Here is a 17,650-nt window from a genome sequence, read left to right as displayed (position 1 = left end):
TGCCAGCATACGCTGACGCTCCAAACCCCCGGGGCAGTGGGTTTACGGGCAGAATCCATCGCATGCATAAATATCGGGACCTATGCATAGTCTTGCTGTATAGTCGTGTTCATGACTATTTCTGTTGCCGTTTCCGGCGCCAGCGGCTACGCGGGCGGCGAAGTCCTCCGCCTCCTGGCCGGCCATCCGGATGTCACCATCGGGGCCATCACGGCACACAGCAACGCCGGTTCCAGACTAGGCGAACTGCAGCCGCATCTCCATGGCCTGGCCAGCAGGATTCTCGAGGACACCAGCGTGGAGAACCTGTCCGGGCACGACGTCGTGTTCCTGGCCCTCCCGCACGGTGCCTCTGCCGAGATCGCGGCCAAGCTCCCCGAGGGCACGGTGGTGATCGACGCCGGCGCGGACCACCGCCTGGAGGACGCCGCAGCCTGGGAAAAGTTTTACGGCTCGGACCACGCCGGGACGTGGCCGTACGGCCTGCCCGAGCTGCCGGGCCAGCGCGAAAAGCTCAAGGGCGCCAACCGGATCGCCGTGCCGGGCTGCTACCCGACGTCGGCGCTGCTCGCCCTCACACCCGGGTTCGCCGGCGGCCTGCTCGAGGGGAACGACGTCGTCATCGTCGCCGCCTCCGGCACCTCCGGGGCCGGCAAGGCGGCGAAGGTGAACCTCATCGGCGCCGAGGTCATGGGCTCCATGAGCCCCTATGGCGTGGGCGGCGGCCACCGTCACACGCCGGAGATCGAGCAGGGCCTGTCCAACGCCTCCGGCGAGCCGGTGACGGTTTCCTTCACGCCCACCCTGGCTCCCATGAGCCGCGGCATCCTCACCACCGCCACCGCGCGGGTCAAGCCCGGCGTCGGCGCCGAGGAACTGCGCCGTGCCTGGGCGGAGGCGTACGACGACGAGCCGTTCGTCCACCTGCTGCCGGAAGGCCAGTGGCCCACCACCAAGTCCGTGCAGGGCTCCAACCACGCCGCCATGCAGCTGGCCTTCGACGCGCACGTCGGGCGCGTCATTGTCACGTGCGCCATCGACAACCTGACCAAAGGCACCGCCGGTGGAGCGGTGCAGTCCATGAACATTGCCCTTGGCCTGCCGGAGACCGCCGGCCTCAACCTGCAGGGAGTTGCCCCGTGACCGTTACCGCCCCCAAGGGATTCCGTGCCTCCGGCGTCACGGCCGGCCTCAAGGCCTCAGGAAATCCGGATCTGGCCCTCGTGGTCAACGACGGACCGTCGAAGGCGGCGGCCGCCGTCTTCACCTCCAACCGGGTTGCCGCGGCGCCCGTCCACTGGTCCCGCCAGGTGGTCTCGGACGGCCGCGTCGACGCGGTGATCCTCAACTCCGGCGGCGCCAACGCGTGCACCGGGCCGCAGGGCTTCCAGAACACGCACACGACGGCGGAGAAGACCGCCGAGGCACTGGGCCTGTCCGCCACCGACGTGTTTGTGTGTTCCACCGGCCTGATCGGCGAGCAGTTGCCCATGGACAAGATCGTTCCGGGCATCGACTCCGCCGCAGCAGCCCTGCGCGCCGACGGGGGAGCCGAGGCCGCCACGGCCATCATGACCACCGACACGGTGCCCAAGCAGGCCGTCTTCACCGGCGCGGACGCCGAGGGAAATGAATACACCATCGGCGGCATCGCCAAGGGCGCCGGCATGCTGGCGCCCGGGCTTGCCACCATGCTGGTGGTGCTCACCACGGACGCCGACGTCCAGCCGGAAATGCTCGACCTCGTCCTCCGCGATGCCACGCGCGTCACCTTCGACCGTGCCGACTCCGACGGCTGCATGTCCACCAACGACACCGTCGTGCTGCTGGCCTCCGGCGCGTCCAAGGCCGTCCCGTCCGCGGAGACCTTCGGCGAGGGCCTCACCCAGGTCTGCGCCGATCTGGCCCGCAAGCTGATCGGCGACGCCGAGGGCGCCAGCCACGACATCGCGATCCGGACATTCAACGCCGCCACCGAGCGTGACGCCGAAACCGTCAGCCGCGCTGTGGCCCGCTCCAACCTCTTCAAGGCAGCCATCTTCGGCAAGGACCCCAACTGGGGCCGCGTGCTCTCCGCCGTGGGAACCACAGATGCCGCGTTCGAACCGGACCAGCTCAACGTGTCCATGAACGGCATCCAGATCTGCCAGAACGGCGGCATCGGCCAGGATCGCAAGCTGGTGGACCTGGAGCCGCGCGAAGTGCTCGTGGAGATCGACCTGCAGGCCGGCGAAGCGGAAGCTACCATCTGGACCAACGACCTCACGCACGACTACGTGCACGAGAACAGCGCCTACTCAAGCTAGATCCGCCGGCAACCCTGGAGAACCAGCCGCATGAACACCCAGACCCGCGAGTCAACGTCCATGAGTGATGCCCAAGACAAGGCAGGCACGCTCATCGAGGCCCTGCCGTGGATCCAGCGCTTCGCCGGAACCACCATGGTGATCAAGTACGGCGGCAACGCCATGGTCAACGACGAACTGCGCCGCGCCTTCGCCGAGGACGTCGTGTTCCTCCACCACGTGGGCATCCACCCCGTGGTGGTGCACGGCGGCGGCCCGCAGATCAACTCGATGCTGGGCAGGCTCGGCATCGAATCGGAGTTCAAGGGCGGCCTGCGTGTGACCACGCCCGAGGCGATGGACGTGGTGCGCATGGTCCTCACCGGCCAGGTGGGCCGTGAACTGGTGGGCCTGATCAACTCGCACGGGCCCTACGCCGTCGGCATGTCCGGTGAGGACGGCGGCCTCTTGCGCGCCGTCCGCACCGGCACCGTGGTTGACGGCGAGGAGGTGGACCTCGGGCTCGTGGGCGAGGTGGTCGGAGTTGACCCCGCCGGCATCGTGGACATTCTCGACGCCGGCCGGATCCCCGTAATCTCCACCGTCGCCCCGGAGATCACCGACGCCGGTGAGGGCGTGGCGGGCACCGCGCGTTTCCAGCCCACCGGCCAGGTCCTGAACGTCAACGCGGACACCGCGGCGGCGGCCGTGGCCTCCGCGCTGGGCGCCTCGAAGCTGGTCATCCTGACCGACGTCGAAGGCCTCTACGCCAACTGGCCGGACAGGTCCTCGCTCATTTCGTCCCTGACGGCCTCCGAGCTGCGGGACATGCTGCCCAGGCTCGAATCCGGCATGATTCCCAAGATGGCCGCCTGCCTCAAGGCGATCGACGAGGGCGTGGAGCGGGCGCACATCGTGGACGGCCGGCTGCCCCATTCAATGCTTCTTGAAACATTTACGACGGCGGGCATCGGCACCCAGGTTGTCCCGGACGAGGAGACGAACGGATGAACACTATGGAAAAGTCCTCGGTGACCGATCTGGTTGAAACCAGCGGCCATGCAGGTTCGGAGTGGCTGGCGCGCTACTCGTCGTCGCTCATGGGCGTCTTCGGCACGCCCCAGCGGGTGCTGGTCCGCGGTGCGGGCTGCCTCGTCTGGGACGCCGACGGCAAGGAGTACCTGGACCTGCTCGGCGGCATCGCCGTCAACGCGCTGGGCCACGCCCACCCGTTCGTGACCTCGGTGATCTCCAGCCAGCTGGCCACCCTGGGGCACGTCTCCAACTTCTTCACGAGCCCCACGCAGATCGCCCTGGCCGAAAAGCTGCTGGAACTCAGTGCAGCGCCGGCCGGCTCCAAGGTGTTCTTCACCAACTCCGGCACCGAAGCCAACGAGGCCGCCTTCAAGCTGGCCCGCCGGAACTCGGGTTCTCCCGGCGGGGAGGCCGGCGGCAAGCCCCGGACCCGGATCATCGCGCTCGAAGGCGCATTCCACGGCCGGACCATGGGCGCACTGGCGCTCACCGCCAAGGAGGCCTACCGCGCGCCCTTCGAGCCGATGCCCGGCGGCGTTGAGCACATCCCCTTCGGAGACATCGAGGCGCTGCGCAACGCCGTCGATGACACCGTGGCTGCCGTCTTCCTGGAGCCGATCCAGGGCGAGGCGGGCGTCCGGCCCCTTCCGGCCGGCTACCTGAAGGCAGCCCGCGAGTTCACCGCGGACGCCGGTGCCCTGCTGATCCTCGATGAGGTGCAGACCGGCATCGCGCGCACGGGCAAGTGGCTGGCCAGCGAGGACGCCGGGATCGTGCCGGACGCCATCACCCTGGCCAAGGGCCTAGGCGGCGGTTTCCCGATCGGCGCGCTCGTCACGTTCGGCGAGAAGACGTCGTCGCTGCTGTCCGCAGGGCAGCACGGCACCACGTTCGGCGGCAACCCTGTTGCCACCGCGGCGGCCCTGGCCACCCTGCACGCCATCGAAAGCCAGCACGTGCTGGACAACGTCCGCACGGTAGGTGGGCATGTCCGGCTGGCGCTGGCCGCCGTCGACGGTGTCACCGAGGTGCGCGGCGAGGGACTGCTGATCGGCTTCGACCTGGACGCCGACGTCGCCCCCGCCGCCGTGACCGCAGCCCTGGACGCCGGCTTCATCATCAACAGCCCCGGCCCGCGCACCATCCGGCTGGCGCCGCCGCTCATCCTGACCATCGAGCAGGCGGACCGTTTCCTGGCCGCCCTTCCGGCCATCCTGCAAACCGCAAAGGACGCACAGTGACTTCCACAGGCACCATCCGCCACTTCCTCAAGGACACGGACCTCAGCCCTGCCGAGCAGGCGGAGGTCCTGGAATTAGCGGGCCGCATGAAGGCTGCGCCGTACAGCGTCCAGCCGTTCGCCGCGGAAGGCAGCGGCCGCAAGACTGTGGCTGTCATCTTCGACAAGACCTCCACCCGGACCCGGGTCTCCTTTGCCACCGGCGTGGCGGACATGGGCGGCAACGCCCTGATCATCAACCCGGGCGAGGCGCAGATCGGCCACAAGGAATCCGTGGAGGACACCGCCAAGGTCCTCGAGCGCATGGTTTCCACCATCGTGTGGCGGACCGGCGCGCACTCAGGCCTCGTTGCCATGGCCGAAAACTCCAAAGTTCCGGTCATCAACGCCCTGTGCGACGACTACCACCCCTGCCAGCTGCTGGCTGACCTCCTGACCGTCAAGGAGCACAAGGGCGAACTCAAGGGCCTCACCATGGCGTACCTCGGTGACGCCGCCAACAACATGGCCAACTCCTACCTGCTGGCCGGCGTCACTGCCGGCATGCACGTCCGCATCGCCGGCCCCGAGGGGTACCTGCCTGAGGCCGGCATCGTGGCCGCCGCCCAGGAACGTGCCGCTGAGACGGGCGGATCCGTCCTCATCACGACGGACGCGGCGGAGGCACTCAAGGGGGCTGACGTCGTCGCCACCGATACTTGGGTCTCCATGGGCCAGGAAGCGGAAAAGGAATCGCGGATGAAGCTGTTCCGTGAATACTCCGTGGACGAGGCTGCGCTGGCGCAGGCGGCCGCTGACGCCGTGGTGCTGCACTGCCTCCCCGCCTACCGCGGCTACGAGATCTCCGCCGGCGTGATTGACGGCCCGCAGTCCATCGTGTGGGACGAGGCCGAGAACCGCCTGCATGCGCAAAAGGGGCTCATGGCCTGGCTCATGCACCAGTCCGGGCTGGCCGTCGTCGACGGGCTGCGGCCCCTGGCAGGGCAGGCGTAGTTGTCCGTCCCCGTTCCTTCCCCCGGCGCGAGCCCGGCCACCAAGACGGCCCGCCAGGCGCGGATCACCGCGATCCTGACCGGCGAGTCGGTGCGTTCGCAGGCCGAGCTCGCGGCGCTGCTCGCGGACGACGGCGTGCAGGTCACCCAGGCTACGCTGTCGCGTGACCTGGTGGAGCTTGGCGCCGTCCGCGTCCGCGGCAAGGAGGGCGTGCTTGTGTACGCCGTCCCGGGCGAAGGCGGGGAGCGGGCGGCCAAGAGCGGGGTGAGCCAGGAGATCCTCGACGCAAGGCTGGCCAGGCTCTGCGGCGAGCTGCTGGTCACTGCAGAGGCCTCCGCCAACCTCGTGGTGCTCAGGACGCCGCCGGGCGCGGCGAACTTCCTGGCCCTCGCCATCGACCATTCCGTGATGCCGGCGATCCTTGGCACGATCGCCGGGGACGACACCGTGCTGCTCGTGGCCCGGGACCCGCTGGGCGGGCCGGAACTGGCCGCGCGGTTCCTGCAGCTCGCCGAGGAAGCCGGAACGGGCCAGTAGCGTCCGGCCGAGTCCTTACTCGGCAAACAACAACAGTCAAACTGACAAAAAACAACAACTAAGGAGCATGTTCCGTGACTGAGCGTATTGTTCTGGCCTACTCAGGCGGCCTGGATACTTCCGTAGCCATCGGCTGGATCGGTGAAGCCACCGGCGCCGAGGTCATCGCCGTGGCGGTCGACGTCGGACAGGGCGGCGAATCGCTGGAGACCATCCGCCAGCGCGCCCTCGGCTGCGGCGCCGTCGAGGCCTACGTGGCTGACGCGTCTGACGAGTTCGCCAACGAATACTGCGTGCCCACGCTGAAGGCCAACGCCCTCTACCAGGGCCACTACCCGCTGGTCTCCGCCATCTCGCGTCCGGTGATCGTCAAGCACCTGGTCAAGGCCGCCCGCGAGTTTGGCGCCACCACCGTGGCGCACGGCTGCACCGGCAAGGGCAACGACCAGGTCCGCTTCGAGGTGGGCATCCAGACCCTCGGGCCTGACCTGAAATGCATCGCGCCCGTCCGCGACCTCGCCCTGACCCGCGACAAGGCCATCGCCTTCGCCGAGGAAAAGGGCCTGCCGATCGAGACCACCAAGAAGAACCCCTACTCGATCGACCAGAACGTCTGGGGACGCGCCGTCGAAACCGGCTACCTTGAGGACATCTGGAACGCCCCCACCAAGGACATCTACGACTACACCGCCACGCCGGAATTCCCGCCGGCACCGGATGAGGTCACCATCTCCTTTGAAGCCGGCGTTCCGGTGGCGATCGACGGCGTCAAAGTCACCCCGCTGCAGGCCATCAAGGAACTGAACCGCCGCGCCGGCGCCCAGGGCGTGGGCCGCATCGACGTCGTCGAGGACCGCCTCGTGGGCATCAAGTCCCGCGAAATCTACGAAGCCCCGGGTGCCATGGCGCTGATCACCGCGCACAAGCACCTCGAGGACATCACCATCGAGCGCGAACAGGCCCGCTTCAAGGCGACCGTTGGCCAGCGCTGGGCCGAACTCGTGTACGACGGCCAGTGGTTCTCCCCGCTGAAGCGCTCCCTGGACGCCTTCATCGAGGACACCCAGAAGTATGTCTCCGGCGACATCCGCATGGTGCTGCACGGCGGCCAGGCGATCGTCAACGGACGCCGCTCAGAGACCTCGCTGTACGACTTCGACCTCGCCACCTACGACACCGGCGACACGTTCGACCAGTCCATGGCGCGCGGCTTCATCGAGCTGTGGGGCATGTCCGCCAAGGTTGCGTCCGGCCGCGACATCCGCGTCGCAGGAAAGTAGCCCCTGTGGCTGAGCAGGAAACCACCAAGTCCGAGATGGGCCCACGAGCGCAGGGGTCCCCGGCCGAGCGCAGCGAGGTTGGGGCGCGCTCGGGGACCAACACTGGTGCACTCTGGGGCGGCCGGTTCGCCGGCGGCCCCGCCGACGCCCTGGCTGCGCTGAGCAAGTCCACGCACTTCGACTGGCGGCTGGCCCGCTACGACATCGCAGGGTCCAAGGCGCACGCCCGCGTGCTGCACAAGGCCGGGCTGCTGGATGCCGCCGAACTCGAAGGCATGCTCGCCGCCCTGGAGCAGCTGGACGCGGACGTCGCCTCCGGCGCCTACGTGCCGGCGGAATCCGATGAGGACGTGCACGGTTCGCTGGAGCGCGGCCTGATCGAGCGCGCCGGGACCCAGCTGGGCGGCAAGCTCCGGGCGGGGCGTTCGCGCAACGACCAGGTGGCCACGCTGGGCCGCATGTTCCTGCGTGACCACGCCCGGATCATCGCCCGCGGCGTGCTGGCCACCATCGACGCGCTGGTGGAGCAGGCCAAGGCACACCAGGGCGTGGCGATGCCGGGCCGCACCCACCTGCAGCACGCGCAGCCCGTCCTGCTCAGCCACCATCTGCTTGCCCACGCCTGGGCGCTGCTGCGCGACGTGCAGCGGCTTCAGGACTGGGATAAGCGCGCCGGCGTTTCGCCGTACGGTTCCGGTGCCCTCGCGGGCTCCTCGCTGGGCCTTGATCCCGAGGCCGTGGCCGCGGACCTGGGCTTCTTCTCCGCCGTCCACAACTCGATCGACGGCACCGCTTCCCGCGATGTCTTTGCCGAGTTCGGCTGGGTGGCCGCGATGATCGGCGTGGACCTGTCCCGGATCTCGGAGGAAGTCATCTTCTGGGCCACCAAGGAGTTCTCCTTCGTCACGCTGCACGATTCCTACTCCACGGGATCGTCCATCATGCCGCAGAAGAAGAACCCCGATGTGGCCGAGCTGGCCCGCGGCAAGGCCGGCCGCCTGATCGGCAACCTCACCGGCCTGCTGGCCACGCTGAAGGGACTGCCGCTCGCGTACAACCGCGACCTCCAGGAGGACAAGGAACCGGTGTTCGACGCCGCCGACACGCTGGAGCTGCTGCTGCCGGCAGTCTCGGGCATGATCGCCACGCTGAAGTTCAATGCCGACCGGATGGAATCGCTGGCCCCGCAGGGCTTTGCGCTGGCAACGGACATCGCCGAGTGGCTGGTCCGCCAGGGCGTGCCCTTCCGCGAGGCGCACGAACTGTCCGGTGCGGCCGTGAAGCAGGCCGAGAGCCGCGGCGTGGAGCTGTGGGACCTGACGGATGAGGAGTATGCCGCCATTTCGGAGCACCTCACCCCGGAGGTCCGCAGCGTCCTGAGCACCGAAGGTTCGCTCAACAGCCGCAACTCCCAGGGCGGCACGGCACCGGCCGCCGTCGAACGTCAGCTGGCTGTGCTGGAAGGCGAGCTCGACGCCGTCCGCGGGTACGCGGGATAGGACACTGCCCGCCCGTTTCTGCGCGAGATGGCATTTCGCGGCAATGTTTTTAGAAACTACTGCCGCGAAATGCCATCTCGCTGCGTTTAAAGGTTGGTTCCGGCCTCCATTAACGGGGTTGAACCCTCCGCTACGATTGCGGCATGACCGCGATCACACCTGACGCTTTGCTCGCCGAACTCCACAAAGCGGCCGACGCCGTGGCCTCCCTTGCGGCCAAGCTCACCGAGGAGGACGTCCCGGCTTCCTCCGCGCTTCCGGGCTGGACCCGCGGGCACGTCCTCGCGCACATCGCCGGCATCTCCAACGCGATGGCCCGGCAGCTCGAGTACGCCGCGCGCGGCGAAACGGTGGAACTGTACGACGGCGGTTATGACGGCCGCACGAAGGCCATCCAGATGAGCGCCGGGCATGCCCTGGAAGAGCACCGCGCGGACCTGGACGCGGCGCTGGAGCGGGCGCTGCGTGCCTTCGATTCGCTGGATCCCGTTCCCGATGCCGATGCCGACGCCGCTCACGATGCGCCCAGTGCTGACGGCTGGCGCGCACCCATCTCCTACCGTGGGGGAGTGGTCCTGGACGGCGGCTTCGCCCTCTGGCGGGAGCTCGTGATCCACACCTCAGACCTCAACACCGGCCGCGGCCCGGAAACGTGGAGCAAGCCGTTCTGCGAGCACCTGTTCGCCTTCCTCGCTGCACGCGTGCCCGAGGACCAGAAGCTGGTGCTGCAGCCGCTGGGTATGCCTCCCGTGACCGTCGGCACCGGCGGCCGTTCCACGGTCATCAGCGGCATGGTCACCGATATCGCCGCCTGGCTTGCCGGACGGGAACCTTCGCTTGGCAGCCTGCGTGCCTCGGCCGCTGCCGACGATGTGGACCTGCCGGAGCTGCTGCCGTGGCCTTCCGGGGTTCCGGCGAAATAGCTGAGGGTGCATTCCAGGCCGCGCAGATCAGGGCGCAGCAGCTCAAACTGCGGCGAGCCCCTGCTTTTCACGGGTCAGCAGGCTTTCCTTGATTCTCAGTCCCCAGCGGAAGCCGCCCATTGTGCCGTCCGTGCGGACCACCCGGTGGCACGGAACGAACAGCGCTGCCGCGTTGAAGGCGCAGGCGCTGGCGGCAGCCCGGACCGCCTTGGCGTTGCCGGACAGCTCCGCGTATTCGGTGTAGGTGACCGGTGCCCCCGGGCTGACGGTGCGGAGCACGTCCCAGGCATGGGCGCGGAACGGGCCCGATTTCTGCAGGACTGGCACGCTCATGGCGGGAGCCGGATCGCCCTCGTAGAAAGCCTCCACGGCAGCGGAAATCGGGCCGAGATGCTCCGCCGCTTCGTAGGCGTCAGGCAGCAGGTCCGGATGGATCTGGCCCGTGAGGTCCTGCGGGTCGGCAGTCCAGCCGGAGGCGAGCACCACGCCGTCGCGGGCGATGATCGTAAACGGCCCGTCCGGCGTGGTCATCGTGAGCAGCTGGGCTTTCATTGCACTGTCGCTTTCATCGGACTGTCGCTTTCGTTGTCTGCGCCCTGCGGGCGGTTGGGGTTGTGGGGAGACCGGTCTTGGGTTCAGCTGTCTTGCGGACAGCTGTTTTGGGCACCGCCGCTTTGGACCCAGCCGCGGCCGCCCGCCAGAGGTGCATGGTGGCGTACGAACGCCACGGGCTGACTTCACGGAAGTCCGACGACGGCGCGGCGCCCCTTTCAGGAGTGCCGGCGGTGTTCGGGCCCGCGCCGGTTTCCAGGGTCGCGCCGGTTTCCAGGGTCGCGCCGCCGGCCAGTGCACGGATTCCGTTGCGTACCGCGGCGTCGTTGGCGAGGAAGATGTCCGGCGCACCGATGACGCGCATGGCCACGTATCCCACCGTCCACGGGCCCACGCCGGGCAACGGGAGCAGCTTGGCGGAAAGGCTGGCCAGGTCGTCGCCGTAGCCAAGGTCCAGCCTGTTTCCGGCCAGTGCCGCGGCAACCGCCAGCAATGAGTCTATTCTGCGCTGCGGGCCGCGCAGCAGTTCCGCGCCCGCTTCTGCGATCTGTGCCGGTGACGGGAACAGCCTGGAAAGCCCGTCGCCCGCGGCCGCGCTGGGGCTGCCGGCCGCGGCCAGCTGCGTGAGGGCCGTGCGCGCGGCGGCCACCGTGATCTGCTGCCCGACCATGGCCCGGATCAGGAGTTCCTGTGGGTCCAGGGCACCCGGCAGGCGGATGCCGGGCGCTGCCGCGACGGACGCCGCTAGGCGTGGGTCGGCGCCAAGCGCCCCGTCGATGGCGACGGGGTCTGCGTCGAGGTCAAAAAGCCTGCGTACCCTGCTCAGCAGGGCCGGCAGATCCCTCAGGTCCACCGCGCCAATGGTGAGCACCAGCGGCCGCCGGTGCGGGCCGCCGTCGTACGCCAGCTTGCTACCCAACGCCGTGCCGCCAAACGCCGTGCCGCCCTCCAGGCTGCCGTTCCCCGCACCCGTGTATTCCACGCTGAACCGGGCGTCGCCGTGCGGAAGCCGCAGCGTCCGGGCATAGGACGTTGCGGTTCCGGCCTCGATCCCGGGAATGGCGCGGACGGCAAGGAAGCTGAACACACCGGGATCGAACGGCTCACGGTAGGGGAGGGCCAGCGTGAGTGAGGTGCTGGCGGGGGCGGACGGATGGTGCCTGGCGGTGCTGCGCAGTGCGGTCGGCGTCATGTCGAACACCTCGGCCACGGTCTCGTTGAACTGGCGGACGCTGCTGAAACCCGCGGCGAAGGCCACATCTGCGAGCTTCATCGTGGTGGACACCAGCAGCGTGCGCGCGGTCTGGGCCCTGCTGGCCCGGGCGAGGGACAGCGGGCCGGCGCCGAGTTCGTGGCTGAGGATCCGGTTCAGCTGCCGGGAAGAATAGCCCAAGCGTGCGGCGAGCCCCTCGACGCCGTCGCGGTTGATCACGCCGTCGTTGATCAGCCGCATGGCCCGGCCGGCAGTATCCGAACGGACGTTCCAGGCCGGTGTGCCCGGTACAGCCTCAGGCAGGCAGCGCTTGCACGCGCGGTAGCCGGCATCGTGTGCCGCGGCGGAGGTCTCGTAGAAGGTGACGTTCTCCGCCTTCGGCGTCCTCGCCGGGCACGAAGGCCGGCAGTAGATGCCCGTGGTCCGCACCGCGGTATAGAACTGCCCGTCGAAGCGGGTGTCCCGCGCATCGATGGCGCGGTAGCGCTGCCAGAAGTCCATGACTCCATCCTGCCAGCAGCAACGGTGCCCTGCTAGCGGAAATCGGACATTGCCGTACAGGTGGCTTCCCGGACATCAGGCCGGCAACAGACGCTTCGGTAAAGTCGGGGCATGACCACCAGCGGCCCTGTGCGGCAGTTCCTCTCCGGCGATGCCCGGGAAATCGCCCCGTTGCTGCTGGGTGCCGTCCTGACCCATGCCAGCGAGGACGGCTCCGTCGCCGTCAGGATCACTGAACTCGAGGCGTACATGGGACCGGTGGATTCCCTGCACCCGGACCCCGGCTCCCACACCTACCGCGGCCCCACCCGAAGGAACGCTCCCATGTTCGGTCCGGCCGGCCACCTCTACGTCTATTTCACCTATGGCATGCACTACTGCGCCAACATCGTCTGCGGCCCGGCCGGCCACGCCTCAGCTGTCCTGCTGCGCGCAGGGGAAATTGTTGAGGGCGGAGAGCTGGCCCTCGCGCGGCGGCCGGCGTCGAAATCCGCAAAGGACCTGGCCAGCGGTCCCGCCAGGCTTGCCACAGCGCTCGGGCTGACCACCGAGGACAGCGGGCGGGACGCACTGGGCCCTCCGTTTGGTCTTGTGCTGCCGCCGGCACCCGCCGCCCACGTCAGCGCGGGGCCCCGGGTCGGCGTCGCCGGGCACGGCGGCACACACGACTATCCGTGGCGGTTCTGGGTCACGGGTGACCCCACCGTGTCCCGCTACAAGGCTGCGAAGGCGCGCCCGCCGCGGGCGTAGGCTTGACGCGTGAATCACAGCGAACAAGCCCCTGCGCCCAGGTCCCGCCCCGTTGACGAACTCATTTCGGGACTCTGCGCCACGGTTCCGGACTACCCCAAGCCCGGCATCAGCTTCAAGGACCTGACCCCCGTCTTCGCCGACGGCCCCACGTTCCGCGCGGTGGTTGAGGCGCTCGTGGAACCGTTCAAGGGGCAGTTCGATGCAGTGGCAGGCGTCGAGGCCCGGGGCTTCCTGCTCGCCGCCGCCGCGGCCTATGCCACCGGCACCGGCGTGGTCACCGTGCGCAAGGCAGGCAAGCTGCCGCGAGCGGTGTACTCGGAGGACTACGCCTTGGAATACGGCACGGCCACGCTGGAACTTCACACCACGGATCTGGCGGCCGGCAGCCGGGTGTTGATCCTCGACGACGTCCTCGCCACAGGCGGCACCCTCGGGGCAGCAGCACGGCTGTTCGAACGCTGCGGTGTGCACGTGTCCGGAGTGGGCGTGGTGATGGAACTCGGCGAGCTGCGCGGCCGGTCCGCGCTTGCCGGGCACCGCGTGCGTTCCCTGCTGAGGCTCTGACCCCTTTCCCGCGTGGGCCGCCGTGACTCCGGCTTTCCGGGCCCTGACCGGCGGTCTTGTCGGTGAGCGCGCGGCCCGCCCCGTCAGATAACCTGCCTTATGCAGCTCAAGAGCCGCCACGCCAGCCGAAATGGTTATAGAATGGACGGTCTGTCTTTTGCGATAGGGGAACGATGCTCGACGCCGATTTGGCCCACGAACGGGACTACGTAGCCGGTCTGTACACGCGGCTTGATGAACTGCGCGCGGAAAAGCGCGCCCAGCTGGCGCAGGTGCGCCGCGCGGGAGCAATCGGCACCATGCAGAACGTTTCCGAACGCGACGCCTTCGCGGCCCTGTACGAGGACCGCCTCGCCCAGCTTGACGCCGTCGACGACCGCCTGGTGTTCGGCCGGCTGGACCTGGACTCCGGCGAGGCGCAGTACATCGGCCGCATCGGACTCACCACCGAGGACCTCGTCCGGCTCATGGTCGACTGGCGTGCGCCCGAGGCCGGCCACTTCTACCAGGCCACGGCATTTGACCGGCAGGGCGTGCGCCGGCGCCGGCACCTGATCCTGCAGGGCCGGGAGGTTAAGGCCATCGAGGACGACGTCCTGGATGCGGACATGCTTTCCGACGCCGACTCGCTGCAGGGCGAGGGCGCGCTGCTGGCCGCCCTGAACTCCAAGCGCACCGGCCGGATGTCGGACATCGTGGGCACCATCCAGTCCGAGCAGGACCGCATCATCCGGTCCTCCATCTCCGGTGCCCTCGTGGTCCAGGGTGGGCCGGGCACCGGAAAAACCGCCGTGGCACTGCACCGCGCCGCCTACCTGCTGTACACCCACCGCGACAGGCTCAAGTCCGCCGGCGTGCTGCTGGTGGGCCCGTCGTCGTCGTTCATGAAATACATCGAGCGCGTCCTGCCGTCGCTGGGGGAAACCGGCGTGGTCATGGCCAGCCTCGGCAGGCTCATGCCGGGCATCAACGCCGTGCCGGAGCAGGAAGCCGACGTTGCCGCCATCAAGGGCAGGCTGGACATGGCCGACGTCATCGCGAACGCCGTGGCCAACCGGCAGCGCGTTCCGGCGGAAAACCGGATCCTGGAAGTTGACGGCCGCAAGCTGACCCTCACGCCCCGGCAGGTCCGCCGTGCCCGTGAACGCGCCCGCTCCACCGGCAAGCCGCACAACGAGGCCCGCGTTACGTTCGTCAAGATCCTGCTCCGCGAGCTGACGGAGCAGATGACCGAGCTCGTCGAGGCCGGCAACATCGGCAACAACGCCGACCGCTCCTACCTCGCCGAGGACGTGCGGACGTCCCGTGACGTGCGCATCGCGCTGAACCTGTGCTGGATGCCGATGACCCCTGAGAAGCTCGTGAAAGAGCTCCTCAGCAAGCCCGCGCTCCTCGAAGCCTGCACCCCCGGCCTGACCGCCAGGGAACGCGAGCTCTTGCTGCGGGCCCCGGATGCGCCCTGGACCGAGGCCGACGTCCCCCTGCTCGACGAAGCAGCAGAGTTGCTCGGCGAACTGGATCCTGCTGCAGGCCGCGGCCTCGCCCAGCAGGAGCAGGACCGGGCCCGTGCGCTGGCCAACGCCCGGCAGACCCTGGTCAACATGGAGTCGGCCGGTGTTGATGTGCTGATGTCTGCCGAGGAACTCGTTGAACAGAACGAGGAACGCGAGGCCCGTCTGACGGCCGCCGAGCGTGCCACGAGCGACCGCACCTGGGCCTTCGGCCATATCGTCGTCGATGAGGCGCAGGAACTGTCGCCCATGCAGTGGCGGCTCCTGGTCCGCCGCTGCCCGCTCAAGTCCTTCACCATCGTGGGGGACATCGCCCAGACGAGTTCCGTGGCCGGCGCGAAGTCATGGCAGGGGGCCCTGGCCCCGATGTTCGGTGACCGCTGGCAGCTGGAGGAGCTCACGGTGAACTACCGAACGCCTTCACAGATCGCCGAAGCGGCGGCGCGCATGGCCAATGCCGCCGGCCTGGTGGTTTCCGCGCCGAAGGCCGTCCGCGAAGGCCGCTGGTCGCCGATCATCGACCGCGTAGAGCATTCGGGCATCGTGAGCCGGCTGGTGGAGGTTCTCCCCGAGGAGCTCCAGGCGCTCGACGGCGGTCTGCTCGCCGTGATTGCCGACGGCGACCTGCTGCGGGAAGCCACCGCGGCGCTGCGCGCGGAGTACGGTTCCCGGCTGGGCACCGGTGCCGGCAGCTATGAACAGGATGTGGTGGTCATCAGCCCGCGGGAGGCCAAGGGACTTGAATTCGACGGCGTCGTGGTCCTGGAACCAAGCGTCATGCTGAACCACGAGCACGGCAGGGTGGGCGATCTGTACGTCGCCATGACCCGCCCCACGCAGCGCCTTCGGCTGATCGCGGCCGCGGACGTTCCGGCGGGCATCGAGCGTTAATATTTCCAGGGCAGGCCGGCCGTTCGCGGCCCGGCCTGCCTTCGGCCCTTCACGAGGGTCAGGGTGCCGCTGATCCTGCTAACTTAGAAGGCGTGTCACAACTAAACGACCTCGAATCCCAGCAGAACGACCCCAGCTTCGCCAACATCTGGCAGGAGCTCAAATGGCGCGGACTTGTCCACGTGTCCACCGACGAAGTGGAACTGGAAAAGCTCCTCGCCGGGGAACCGGTCACGTATTACTGCGGATTCGACCCCACGGCGCCGAGCCTGCACCTGGGAAACCTGGTCCAGCTCCTGCTCATGAGGCGGCTCCAGCTCGCCGGCCACAAGCCCCTTGGCCTCGTGGGCGGCTCCACCGGGCTGATCGGTGATCCGCGTCCGACGGCGGAACGCACCTTGAACACGAAGGACACCGTTTCGGAGTGGGTCGGCTACCTGCAGGCCCAGGTCCGCCGCTTCCTCAGCTTTGACGGCCCCAACGCTGCCCGGATGGTCAACAACCTGGACTGGACCGCACCGCTGAGCGCGATCGACTTCCTCCGCGAGGTGGGCAAGCACTTCCGCGTGGGCACCATGCTGCGCAAGGACGCAGTGGCTTCACGCCTCAGCTCTGATGAAGGCATCAGCTACACGGAGTTCAGCTACCAGATCCTGCAGGGCATGGATTACCTCCAGCTCTACCGCGACTACGGCTGCATGCTGCAGACCGGCGGATCCGACCAGTGGGGCAACCTCACCAGCGGTACCGAACTGATCCGTAAAGTGGAGGGGAAGACGGTCCATGCACTGGGCACTCCGCTCATCACCAACGCTGACGGCACCAAGTTCGGCAAGAGCGAGGGCAATGCCATCTGGCTGGACTCGGCCATGGTCAGCCCCTACACCTTCTACCAGTTCTGGCTGAACACCGCCGATGCGGATGTTGTGGACCGGCTGAAGGTGTTCACCTTCCTGACCCGGGCCCAGATTGAAGAGGTGGCCGTGTCTGTCGCGGAGCGCCCGTTCGCCCGCGAAGGTCAGCGGAAGCTCGCCTACGAAGCGACCGCGCTGGTCCACGGTGCTGAAGCCACCGAAAAGGTCATTGCTGCTTCCGCGGCTGTTTTCGGCAACGGCGACCTGTCGGTGCTCGACGAGCAGACGCTTGCCGCTGCGACTGCAGAACTGCCGTCTGCTTCTGTGGACGGGACAGGCCTCGGCATCATCGATCTGCTGGTGGCCTCGGGGCTGTCGGACAGCAAGTCCGCGGCGCGCCGGGTCGTCGGCGAGGGTGGCGCCTACGTCAACAACGCCAAAGTCACGGATCCGGACGCGGTGATTTCCCCGTCCCAGCTGCTGCACGGCAAGTACCTGTTGCTGCGCCGGGGCAAGAAGAACCTGGCCACGGTGCAGGTGTCCGGCTCCTAGCACCGGAATGGACAAATTGCACGCTCCTCCGCAGCCGATTTGCACGGCCGCGGGGGAGCGTGTAATGTCTTCTGAGTCGCCGCCGCTGAGTGGTGACAGACCCCCTTCACTGAGAAGCAGTTCTTCAACTTCAAAGCATGAATGAAGAAAGGCTTCGATTAGTGCTGGGCGGATTCGTTCCACGAAGTGAATATCGGGTGAATAACCCGGATTTGCAAAGTGAAAATGAATGAAATAAGCTGGAAACATCGCAGCGAGGAAATGCGAAATACAAATTCCCGGTTATAAACCAGGATTTATTTTCGACAAGTATTCGAATGTGTCTGTTGTTTGAGAACTCAATAGTGTGCCAAGTTTGTTGATACCGGTTTTTTATTAAATTGGTTGAATTTGCCGGGCCTATCCGCTTCCGTGGTGTGGTCTGGTGTTTTTGGCTGGTTTCAAATTTTGTGCAGTCGGGTGTCCGC

The 17,650-nt window shown here is 67.8% G+C and carries 15 protein-coding genes; 13 read left to right on the top strand and 2 right to left on the bottom strand.

All coding sequences use genetic code 11. The annotated features are described in order from the left end of the window. Positions 1-111: 111 nt before the first annotated feature. The 9 genes from argC to AC1DFE_RS05705 all read left to right on the top strand — a co-directional run bounded on the left by argC (position 112) and on the right by AC1DFE_RS05705 (position 9,792). A complete protein-coding gene (gene argC / locus AC1DFE_RS05745; protein ID WP_476904950.1) occupies positions 112-1,143 on the top strand; it encodes an N-acetyl-gamma-glutamyl-phosphate reductase in 1,032 nt (343 codons plus the stop codon). After that, positions 1,140-2,306, top strand: a complete 1,167-nt coding sequence (gene argJ, locus AC1DFE_RS05740) for a bifunctional glutamate N-acetyltransferase/amino-acid acetyltransferase ArgJ (RefSeq protein ID WP_476904949.1) — start codon at positions 1,140-1,142, stop codon at positions 2,304-2,306. Before argC ends, argJ begins: the two co-directional genes overlap by 4 nt. A gap of 30 nt (positions 2,307-2,336) precedes the next feature. Continuing rightward, a complete protein-coding gene (gene argB / locus AC1DFE_RS05735) occupies positions 2,337-3,296 on the top strand; it encodes an acetylglutamate kinase (RefSeq protein ID WP_476904948.1) in 960 nt (319 codons plus the stop codon). Beyond that, a complete protein-coding gene (locus AC1DFE_RS05730) occupies positions 3,293-4,561 on the top strand; it encodes an acetylornithine transaminase (protein ID WP_476904947.1) in 1,269 nt (422 codons plus the stop codon). Before argB ends, AC1DFE_RS05730 begins: the two co-directional genes overlap by 4 nt. Beyond that, entirely contained in the window at positions 4,558-5,553 is a 996-nt protein-coding gene (argF, locus tag AC1DFE_RS05725) for an ornithine carbamoyltransferase (protein ID WP_476904946.1), read from the top strand. The genes AC1DFE_RS05730 and argF overlap by 4 nt, the downstream gene beginning before the upstream one ends. Beyond that, positions 5,554-6,090: an arginine repressor gene (locus AC1DFE_RS05720; protein ID WP_476904945.1), complete on the top strand. Its 537-nt coding sequence runs from the start codon at positions 5,554-5,556 to the stop codon at positions 6,088-6,090. A gap of 74 nt (positions 6,091-6,164) precedes the next feature. Further along, complete coding sequence (locus AC1DFE_RS05715) at positions 6,165-7,370, top strand: argininosuccinate synthase (RefSeq protein ID WP_079551246.1); 1,206 nt, start codon at positions 6,165-6,167, stop codon at positions 7,368-7,370. 35 nt (positions 7,371-7,405) lie between these two features. After that, the gene (gene argH / locus AC1DFE_RS05710; protein ID WP_476905150.1) at positions 7,406-8,869 is read left to right on the top strand and encodes an argininosuccinate lyase; all 1,464 of its coding nucleotides are present in this window, start codon (positions 7,406-7,408) and stop codon (positions 8,867-8,869) included. A 143-nt stretch (positions 8,870-9,012) separates the two neighbouring features. Further along, positions 9,013-9,792, top strand: a complete 780-nt coding sequence (locus AC1DFE_RS05705; RefSeq protein WP_476904944.1) for a maleylpyruvate isomerase family mycothiol-dependent enzyme — start codon at positions 9,013-9,015, stop codon at positions 9,790-9,792. Between the two features lie 42 nt (positions 9,793-9,834). Here AC1DFE_RS05705 and AC1DFE_RS05700 read toward each other — a convergent pair whose 3' ends face one another. Together AC1DFE_RS05700 and AC1DFE_RS05695 are read right to left on the bottom strand one after the other, a co-directional pair. Beyond that, positions 9,835-10,344 (bottom strand): methylated-DNA--[protein]-cysteine S-methyltransferase, encoded by a 510-nt coding sequence (locus tag AC1DFE_RS05700; RefSeq protein ID WP_476904943.1) that lies wholly within the window; start codon positions 10,342-10,344, stop codon positions 9,835-9,837. A 13-nt stretch (positions 10,345-10,357) separates the two neighbouring features. Continuing rightward, positions 10,358-12,058, bottom strand: a complete 1,701-nt coding sequence (locus AC1DFE_RS05695; RefSeq protein ID WP_476904942.1) for a DNA-3-methyladenine glycosylase 2 family protein — start codon at positions 12,056-12,058, stop codon at positions 10,358-10,360. A 111-nt stretch (positions 12,059-12,169) separates the two neighbouring features. Between AC1DFE_RS05695 and AC1DFE_RS05690 the strand changes: the two genes are divergently transcribed. The 4 genes from AC1DFE_RS05690 (at position 12,170) to tyrS (ending at position 17,183) form a co-directional block, all read left to right on the top strand. Further along, on the top strand, positions 12,170-12,808 hold the full coding sequence (locus AC1DFE_RS05690; RefSeq protein ID WP_476904941.1) for a DNA-3-methyladenine glycosylase: 639 nt from the start codon (positions 12,170-12,172) through the stop codon (positions 12,806-12,808). Between the two features lie 9 nt (positions 12,809-12,817). Continuing rightward, a complete protein-coding gene (locus AC1DFE_RS05685) occupies positions 12,818-13,375 on the top strand; it encodes an adenine phosphoribosyltransferase (protein ID WP_476904940.1) in 558 nt (185 codons plus the stop codon). Positions 13,376-13,548: 173 nt separating this feature from the next. Next, on the top strand, positions 13,549-15,777 hold the full coding sequence (locus AC1DFE_RS05680; RefSeq protein ID WP_476904939.1) for a HelD family protein: 2,229 nt from the start codon (positions 13,549-13,551) through the stop codon (positions 15,775-15,777). A 92-nt stretch (positions 15,778-15,869) separates the two neighbouring features. Then, positions 15,870-17,183: a tyrosine--tRNA ligase gene (gene tyrS / locus AC1DFE_RS05675; RefSeq protein ID WP_476904938.1), complete on the top strand. Its 1,314-nt coding sequence runs from the start codon at positions 15,870-15,872 to the stop codon at positions 17,181-17,183. Positions 17,184-17,650: the final 467 nt, after the last annotated feature.

The organism is Arthrobacter sp. 05T423 (assembly GCF_056396245.1).
This window is presented reverse-complemented; position numbering and strand designations above follow the sequence as displayed.